Annotated in this window: 8 protein-coding genes and 1 tRNA gene; 3 read left to right on the forward strand and 6 right to left on the reverse strand. The window is 44.8% G+C overall.

The genetic code is table 11. From position 1 onward, the window contains the following. Positions 1-255 precede the first annotated feature (255 nt). From K339_RS0119435 to K339_RS0119445, 3 genes are all read right to left on the reverse strand, one after another. On the reverse strand, positions 256-1347 hold the full coding sequence (locus K339_RS0119435) for a hypothetical protein (RefSeq protein ID WP_028525092.1): 1092 nt from the start codon (positions 1345-1347) through the stop codon (positions 256-258). Between the two features lie 89 nt (positions 1348-1436). After that, entirely contained in the window at positions 1437-2273 is an 837-nt protein-coding gene (gene mazG / locus K339_RS0119440) for a nucleoside triphosphate pyrophosphohydrolase (protein ID WP_028525093.1), read from the reverse strand. Between the two features lie 11 nt (positions 2274-2284). Further along, positions 2285-3370 (reverse strand): M20 family metallo-hydrolase, encoded by a 1086-nt coding sequence (locus K339_RS0119445; RefSeq protein WP_028525094.1) that lies wholly within the window; start codon positions 3368-3370, stop codon positions 2285-2287. A 197-nt stretch (positions 3371-3567) separates the two neighbouring features. Between K339_RS0119445 and K339_RS0119450 the strand changes: the two genes are divergently transcribed. Beyond that, the gene (locus K339_RS0119450) at positions 3568-3900 is read left to right on the forward strand and encodes a hypothetical protein (protein ID WP_064750993.1); all 333 of its coding nucleotides are present in this window, start codon (positions 3568-3570) and stop codon (positions 3898-3900) included. On the opposite strand, the gene K339_RS0119455 is transcribed toward K339_RS0119450, so the two are convergent. From K339_RS0119455 to K339_RS0119465, 3 genes are all read right to left on the reverse strand, one after another. Further along, positions 3897-4103, reverse strand: a complete 207-nt coding sequence (locus K339_RS0119455) for a helix-turn-helix domain-containing protein (RefSeq protein ID WP_028525096.1) — start codon at positions 4101-4103, stop codon at positions 3897-3899. The genes K339_RS0119450 and K339_RS0119455 overlap by 4 nt on opposite strands. A gap of 2 nt (positions 4104-4105) precedes the next feature. Next, on the reverse strand, positions 4106-5056 hold the full coding sequence (locus tag K339_RS0119460) for a DUF2975 domain-containing protein (RefSeq protein WP_028525097.1): 951 nt from the start codon (positions 5054-5056) through the stop codon (positions 4106-4108). A 78-nt stretch (positions 5057-5134) separates the two neighbouring features. Next, positions 5135-5941 (reverse strand): alpha/beta hydrolase, encoded by an 807-nt coding sequence (locus K339_RS0119465; protein WP_028525098.1) that lies wholly within the window; start codon positions 5939-5941, stop codon positions 5135-5137. Between the two features lie 193 nt (positions 5942-6134). Here K339_RS0119465 and hflX point away from each other — a divergent pair, with 193 nt between their 5' ends. Both hflX and K339_RS0119475 read left to right on the forward strand, forming a co-directional pair. Continuing rightward, a complete protein-coding gene (gene hflX / locus K339_RS0119470; RefSeq protein ID WP_028525099.1) occupies positions 6135-7370 on the forward strand; it encodes a GTPase HflX in 1236 nt (411 codons plus the stop codon). Between the two features lie 131 nt (positions 7371-7501). Then, positions 7502-7573, forward strand: a tRNA-Arg gene (locus tag K339_RS0119475). Positions 7574-7594: the final 21 nt, after the last annotated feature.

Consider the following 7594-nt stretch of genomic DNA (forward strand, 5'->3'; position numbering starts at 1 on the left):
GTTGCGTTGTTATGCTTCCGCACGGGCGCCCCATCCAAAACAAAAATTAAAAAAACTACAAACGTTGCGCCTCTACCGAGGCTATTTTGAATTTCTACAAACGTTGCGCCTCTACGAGGCTATTTTGAATTTCTACAAATGTTGTGCCTCTACGAGGCTATTTTGAATTTCTACAAATGTTGCGTCTCTACCGAGGCTATTTTGAATTTCTACAAACGTTGCGCCTCTACCGAGGCTACTTTTAAATCCTTAAAATTAGGGTGTTGGGGTTAGCCAGAGTTTGCTGTTGACCAAAGGAAGATAATTTGTGCTAACTAACCAGTAAAAACCTTCGGGTACGTTGGTTTGGAGAATGTATTCATCAAAACCCGTCGAAACCCAGCCAAATGGAATCTCTTGACCCAGCATCGACACAAGCTTTAGGTCGGTGGGGTGAAGTTTGTGTAGTCGAATCCGAATGGATTGGGCCGAAGTTGGGTTTTCAAATACCCATATTTGGGGCTGTTCGGGTTCAATTTTTACGGCAATAATTTTAGAAAACTCCGTACTTCCATCTAAGTCTGTTTGGCGGAGGCGGTAATAGTTGATGCCCACCAGAGGTGTTAGGTCTGCAAATTGGTATGTAGTTTGGGTCAAATGGTCGCCTCGGGAAGGCGTTCGGCCAATGGTTACAAACTCTTTTAAATCTGCACTCCGTTGAATGTCGAAATGAGAGGAATTGCGTTCCCATGCCGTCCCCCAATTGAGTTCAATTTGATTTAAAAACGCTTTCCCTTGAAAATGAGTCAGTTCTACAGGTAGTGGATTGAGAATGACCGTGCCGTTGATGCGTAGATTGTCGAGGCGAAGTGCCCCTTGGCTGCTGGTGGCGGCATAGCCATAAATGCGAAAGGTGATGGTTCCTTGGGCGTCGTTAATAAAAAGAGGAGCGTTTAATCCCGCAAAACCCGAACCCACGGCAGACGTACCGAGGTTGTTGGAGAAATTATCTTGACTAGAACGCACCGCAATTTGGTTGGGGCCGTCGGTGGTGCGGTTGAAACTAAAGGAAATCGAAGAAAGCGAAAAACGGTAGTTGGGAGATGTCACCGAAACTTCGGCATAATCAGTGGAACTCAGCTCGCCCGTAGGCCAAAACTGAAGACTCACGGCATCGCCCGTTTGTCCTGCGGGATAGCCCAAAAGCCGCACTCCAGTAATGTTTAAAGAAGAAACGCTGATGTTGGGGTTGTTGCTGTTGCCATTGGAATTGTTTTCAAAATCCCACGACGCCGTAAACGAAAGCTGCGCCGACGAAACATACGACAACAAACAACCGAGAATGAGTAAGTAGCTTTTGATACGCATAAACCAAGTCGTTTAAACAAGAAGAATCTCTACCTGCTTAAAAGACTTGATTCTGAAAGAAAAGTAACGAAGTGCCTGAAAAACAACGCTTACAATTTTTTCGCTTGGTTCCAGTACTCGTCCATTTCGGCGAGGGTCATTTCGTGGAGTTGTTTGCCATCGGCCCGCGATTGACTTTCGAGGTAATTGAAGCGCTTGATAAATTTCTTATTGGTACGTTCGAGGGCTGTTTCGGGGTTAATATCAATAAAACGAGCGTAATTGACGAGCGAGAACAACAAATCGCCAAATTCACCTTCGGCTTTTTCGGCGTCGATGACGGAGTTGTCTTCGGCGTTAAAATGCTCCTTAAACTCGGCCATTTCTTCTTCCACCTTTTCCCACACTTGCTGTTTTTCTTCCCAGTCAAAACCCGCCCCGCGCGCTTTTTCCTGAATCCGCATTGCTTTTACCAGCGCAGGCAACGATTGAGGGACACCCCCTAGCACTGATTTTTTACCGTTGCCCTCTTTGAGTTTGATTTGTTCCCAGTTTTGCTTTACTTTTTCTTCGGTATCGGCCTCTACATCGCCATAAATATGGGGGTGGCGCACGATGAGTTTTTCACAAATACCGTGCAAAACGCTCTTAATGTCAAAGCGGTACGTCGCGCCGTTCGCCATTTCAGAGCCGATTTTGGCATAAAAAACCATGTGAAGTAACAAATCGCCAAGCTCTTTTTCGATTTCGGGCAAGTCGTTTTCCAAAATAGCATCCGAAAGCTCGTACGTTTCTTCGATGGTCAAATGGCGTAAACTCTCTAAGGTTTGCTTCTTGTCCCACGGGCATTTGGCGCGCAGGTCGTCCATGATGTTTAATAATCGGTCGAAAGCGAGCAATTGTTCTACACGTTCGGGAGAAATATCAGCAAGTGTACGGGTTTCCATAAGTTTAAATTCTATAAAATCACCTCTTCCAACATCTTGATGTACTGAACAATACCTTCCTCAATTTCGTGGAGGTAAATAAATTCATCGGCCGTGTGCGAACGCCCCGAGTGGCCTGGTCCCATTTTGAGCGATGGGCAGTCGATAAGCGCTTGGTCGGAGGTGGTAGGAGAACCGTAGGTGTTTCTTCCCAAACGAACACCCGCTTGCACAATAGGATGCTCCATCGGAATGCTCGACGGGCGCAAACGGATAGAACGCGCGGCAATTTCGGATTTGATGTTTTTATTGATAATGTCAATGATTTCTTCCAAAGTATATTGGTCAGTGACGCGGACATCAATGGTAAATTTGCAGGAATCAGGAACTACGTTGTGCTGCGTCCCTGCGTTGACAATCGTTACTGACATTTTGATGGGGCCGAGCGTAGGAGACACTTTGGGGTACTGGTACGAACGAATCCACTGAATGTCGTCAATGGCTTTGTAAATGGCGTTTTCACCTTCTTCGCGCGCCGCGTGCCCCGATTTCCCGTGGGCAATGCAGTCGAGTACCAAAAGCCCTTTTTCGGCAACGGCCAAGTGCATTTCGGTAGGTTCACCCACGATGGCAAAGTCGATAGGGGGAAGGTCGGGAACTATGAGCTCAAGGCCCTCGCGTCCCGAAATTTCTTCTTCGGCCGTGGCTGCCATCACAACATTGTACGTCAAATTAGGGTTATCATAAAAGTAACAAAACGTCACGATGAGCGAGCACAACGAACCACCCGCGTCGTTGCTTCCCAATCCAAAAAGCTTACCGTCTTTTTCGAGAGGTTCGTACGGGTTGAGCGTCCAAGACGGATTCGGTTTGACAGTATCGTGGTGAGAGTTGAGTAAAACGGTGGGCTTGCTGGCGTCGAAATAGCGATTATAAGCCCAAATGTTGTTTTTTTTGCGGTGGAACGGAATCCCTTTGCGTTGGAAGAATGCTTCAATCAAAGCGGCAGTTCCTTCTTCTTCTCGACTAAACGACTGAGTAGAAATCAGTTGTTTAAGTAATGCGATGGCCTCTTGCGCAAGCGCGTTAGGCGATAGAGTCATGTTTGTTTCAGACATAAAAAGCTGTTTTGTCTGCCGCAAAGTTACGCAAAGGGAATGTATAGTTGACAGCTTACGGGTTAAAATACAATGAATACAGTGGTCGTCGGGTTTTGAGAAACCCGACCCACACCGTGTCGAGGGTTTCTCAAAACCCGATGCGCGTCTGTGTTGAGGGTTTCTCAAAACCCGACCTCTAATCAATTATTTAAAAAATGAACCAAATAATTTCCTCTGCCGAGCAGTTTCAGAACGAAACGCTTCGGCCTATTCTCAAAGCACAAAATGAGTTGTTGGTGAGTCTATTTCGCCATTACCTTCAAAAGCGAAAAATAGCGTTTGAGCGGTTTTCGCCCGAAGATCAATTGGCTCATATCGAGCAGATTATTCGTAAAGATTTGCAATTTAGGAGCCTGTTGTTGGGAACAATTGTAGGCCATTTAAACCCAGCGCAATACCTGATTTTTCTTCAAGACGAAGAAGAACTCAATCGCCGAACCATCAATATGTTGATTCGTAGGTTGCAGAGTCAATTGGTCGTGAGTTAGTCGGGGACGTATTCCAAAATATCTCCAGGTTGACATTGTAAAGCTTTACACAGCGCTTCTAAGGTCGAAAACCGAACCGCTTTGGCTTTACCCGTCTTCAAAATGGAAAGATTGGCGAGCGTTATGTCAACTTTTTCGGCAAGTTCGGTAAGTGACATTTTACGCTTTGCCATCATTACATCTACGTTTACGACAATTGGCATGATCAGATAGTGAGTTCTTGTTCCTGTTGAAGTTCGTGGCCTTTGCGGAAAATTTCGGCTAAGATAATGATAGCCAACCCCATGAAAAAATTAGAATTAAATAGGAGGAGTGGATTGAAAGTAAAATTTTCGGTGTTATCTATGCGAATTTTGAAGGGCGTTGGCATGGAGAGCTGATTGCGATACACCTCAAAATTTGTAGCCATTCTGCCAATTTCATTTTCCAATAAATGGGAGCGAAAGCCATCAATGAAGCCTAGCAACGAGAATGCCAATAAACTAAGGCTGATCCATCGCAAACGGCGAAAGTTGACCGTAGTAAAAATCTCGTATTTGCGAATATCCTGTAAAAATAGGTTGATGCAGAAAAGTATAAATAATAAAAGTGCCGATTCAACGATTACTTTAAACCAAGCACAAGCTACGATAAGCCAACCATTAGGCATATTACTTGCTTTTAGTCGTAAAAAGCCTTTTGCTTCTTTTGGGGTGACTATTTCAAAGTAAGTGCTCGGACTGGTAGGAACTCGGTCTGAGGTCAAAGAAAAAGTAGTGACAATCGTATCGGAAGGAAAGACAAGCCCTTTTTGGTAACGTTGTATAAGAGTTTCATTCCGTTTTTTAAGTGACTCTGCGTAATGATTATCATCGAAATCTCCCCTTGTTTTTACTTGGTATGTTTCGGGCAAATAGGAAGAATTGGCTTTTGAACGAAAAACAACGGTCGTGTCCATAAATGATTCTTGTAAATCAAGAATGATAGGAATGTTGAAAACGGGCTTGGAAAAACTTCCTTGTGACAATGTTATAGTATCGCCAACGTTTAGTGTTTCCTTCCTATCCGATAATTGTAAAAAAAGAAGAAATAGAAAGGCGGCAACTGTAAAAGCAATGCACAGGTTGCAAATCCAGTAGAAGACGGAAACGATTTGGGTAAATAATTTACGTGTCATGGTTGTACGGTTTTAGATTTGCTTCAAAAGTAGGAATTGTTTATTGATAAACAATATGTAAATATTTTTTATCAATATTTATTTTCTTTTTATTAATAAATAATCTAACCGTCTTTGATACACACTAGAAGTGTCCAAACCGCGATGTGCGCCGTTGGGAATTGTAGTAAGGGTAACGTTAGTCGAGGTAGAAGCTTGAAGCAAAAACTGACTGTTGGCGTAGGGAACGACGCGGTCGCTGGTGCCGTGAAAAAGCTGAATGGGGCAGCGAATGTACCGAAAACAGCTATCGGTACGGAAAGTATAACGCGTTAGCCATTCGTAGGGGTAAATGGGCGCGTGCGTGTGGAAAAGGGTAGGGATATTGGCGTAAGGCGCTTCTAATATCAGTAGCCGAGGTCGATGATTGGTTGCCAAGCGGGAGGCCATGCCAGTGCCGAGCGAATAACCATAGACAACCACGGAGTCTTCGGGACATTGTTTGGTGACAAAATCATATACATAGGCGGCATCGTCGTGCAAGGCAGCTTCGGAACGAGGGCCTGTGCTTTTGCCGTAAGTGCGATAGTCGTACATGAGTACGTCATAGCCACGTTCAGTAAAGCGGGTGGAATATTCGCGTCCCCAACGCGTAAGATTCTCCCGATTTCCGTGAAAAAATAAAACGACTCCTCGCCGTGGTTGCGAAGTTGTGCGAAACCAGAGTGCGTTGAGCTGTACGCCAGCGGTAGGTTTGAGGGTAAGTTCTTGAAAAGGTTGGGAAAACGAATACCGAAAATCGGTAGGTAATGTAGTAGGTTGAAACAAAATCAGCGGGTGAATCGCCCACAAAACTAGCCCAATAAGCAAGTAAAAGGCAACGAAATAGGCTAGAAAACGAAGCATGAGAAAATAGGCTTGGAGAGGCGAATCTGAACTTTTGGGGACATTTCGAACGGACAAATTACAAAAAATCAGCGGAATGTCTTAATTTCGTCTTTTTCCAAGAAACTTTCTGAGAATCAACTCCGTTAATTTCTATCCGCTATAACAACAGCGAGTAACTATCATCCTGATGATTCGGGAACACAAATTGTAAATGAATTCAACTGCAAAAAAACAAGAAACAGCGGTTTTGGTCGCTGTCACTACCCAACGACAGTCGCCCGAACAAACCCAAGAGTATTTAGAGGAATTGGCGTTTTTGGCTACCACTTTAGGTGTCCAAACCGTCAAGACGTTTACCCAAAAATTAGAACATCCTGACAATCGTACGTTTGTTGGTAAAGGCCGTTTGGAAGACATTAAAATCTTCGTGACGGACAACCCTGTGGATATGATTATCTTCGATGATGAGCTTATTCCGTCGCAGGTGCGTAACCTTGAGGCCGAATTTAAGGAGATAAAAGTGCTTGACCGTAGTTTGTTGATTCTTGATATTTTTGCTATGCGTGCTCAAACGGCCCAAGCAAAAATTCAGGTAGAATTGGCACAATACCAATATATGTATCCCCGACTTACGCGGATGTGGACGCACTTGAGCCGTCAGAAAGGTGGTGTAGGGATGCGTGGTCCTGGAGAAAAAGAGCTTGAAACAGACCGTCGTATCGTCCAAGATCGTATTGCGTTTTTGAAGGATAAATTGGCCAAAATTGACAAGCAAAGCATGACGCGCCGCAAGGAACGGAGCCGATTGGTGCGCGTTGCTTTGGTAGGTTACACCAACGTAGGAAAGTCAACGCTGATGCGCCGTTTGGCGAAAGCAGAGGTGTTTGCCGAAAACAAACTCTTTGCCACGGTGGACTCTACGGTACGTAAGATGGTGCTCGATAATATTCCATTTTTGTTGACCGACACCGTTGGGTTTATTCGTAAGCTACCTACGACGCTGATTGAGTCGTTTAAATCCACGCTCGACGAGGTTCGGGAGGCGGACATTCTTTTGCACGTGGTGGATATTTCGCATTCGTCGTTTGAGGAGCAAATCGAGATTGTGAATCAGACCTTGGCCGAGATTAAAGCAGGTGATAAGCCAACGATTTTGGTCTTCAATAAAATTGACGCCTATCAGCCTAAATTAGAGGCGTTTGATGAAGTGATAGAGACGGAAGAGGGCGAAGTCGTAGTGGAGCAGACCAAAGAGAGCGTATTGGAGAAGTTGAAGCAAAGCTACTTGACGGGAAAATCAGACCACGTCGTGTTTATTTCGGCCCAAAACAAAGAGAATTTGGACGAGCTTCGCGCCAAAATGTTTGATTTGGTGAAGGACAAGCACTTTATGATTTACCCCAACTGGCTTGAAATGCCTTTCACGAACTTTGATTTTGCGGAATAGTTTTTCGAAATTCGCGCAAAATTGAGCTGACCCCGTAGTTCAACGGATAGAGCGGAGCGCCGCCCGACGGAACGCCGCCCGATAAGCGTTTCCTAAACGCTTGATATGGGAAGAAGTAAAAAAATAGTGTTGACCCCGTAGTTCAACGGATAGAATAAGCGTTTCCTAAACGCTTGATATGGGTTCGATTCCCGTCGGGGTCACAGTCTCTTTTGCGTTTCCTA

This window comes from Runella limosa DSM 17973 (genome assembly GCF_000482465.1).
Classification (GTDB): Bacteria; Bacteroidota; Bacteroidia; order Cytophagales; family Spirosomataceae; genus Runella; species Runella limosa.

Excerpts from the sequence above, each read along its gene's own strand:
- K339_RS0119435 (WP_028525092.1), bottom strand. The coding sequence starts at position 1,347 with ATGCGTATCAAAAGCTACTTACTCATTCTCGGTTGTTTGTTGTCGTAT.
- mazG (WP_028525093.1), bottom strand. The coding sequence starts at position 2,273 with ATGGAAACCCGTACACTTGCTGATATTTCTCCCGAACGTGTAGAACAA.
- K339_RS0119445 (WP_028525094.1), bottom strand. The coding sequence starts at position 3,370 with ATGTCTGAAACAAACATGACTCTATCGCCTAACGCGCTTGCGCAAGAG.
- K339_RS0119450 (WP_064750993.1), top strand. The coding sequence starts at position 3,568 with ATGAACCAAATAATTTCCTCTGCCGAGCAGTTTCAGAACGAAACGCTT.
- K339_RS0119455 (WP_028525096.1), bottom strand. The coding sequence starts at position 4,103 with ATGCCAATTGTCGTAAACGTAGATGTAATGATGGCAAAGCGTAAAATG.
- K339_RS0119460 (WP_028525097.1), bottom strand. The coding sequence starts at position 5,056 with ATGACACGTAAATTATTTACCCAAATCGTTTCCGTCTTCTACTGGATT.
- K339_RS0119465 (WP_028525098.1), bottom strand. The coding sequence starts at position 5,941 with ATGCTTCGTTTTCTAGCCTATTTCGTTGCCTTTTACTTGCTTATTGGG.
- hflX (WP_028525099.1), top strand. The coding sequence starts at position 6,135 with ATGAATTCAACTGCAAAAAAACAAGAAACAGCGGTTTTGGTCGCTGTC.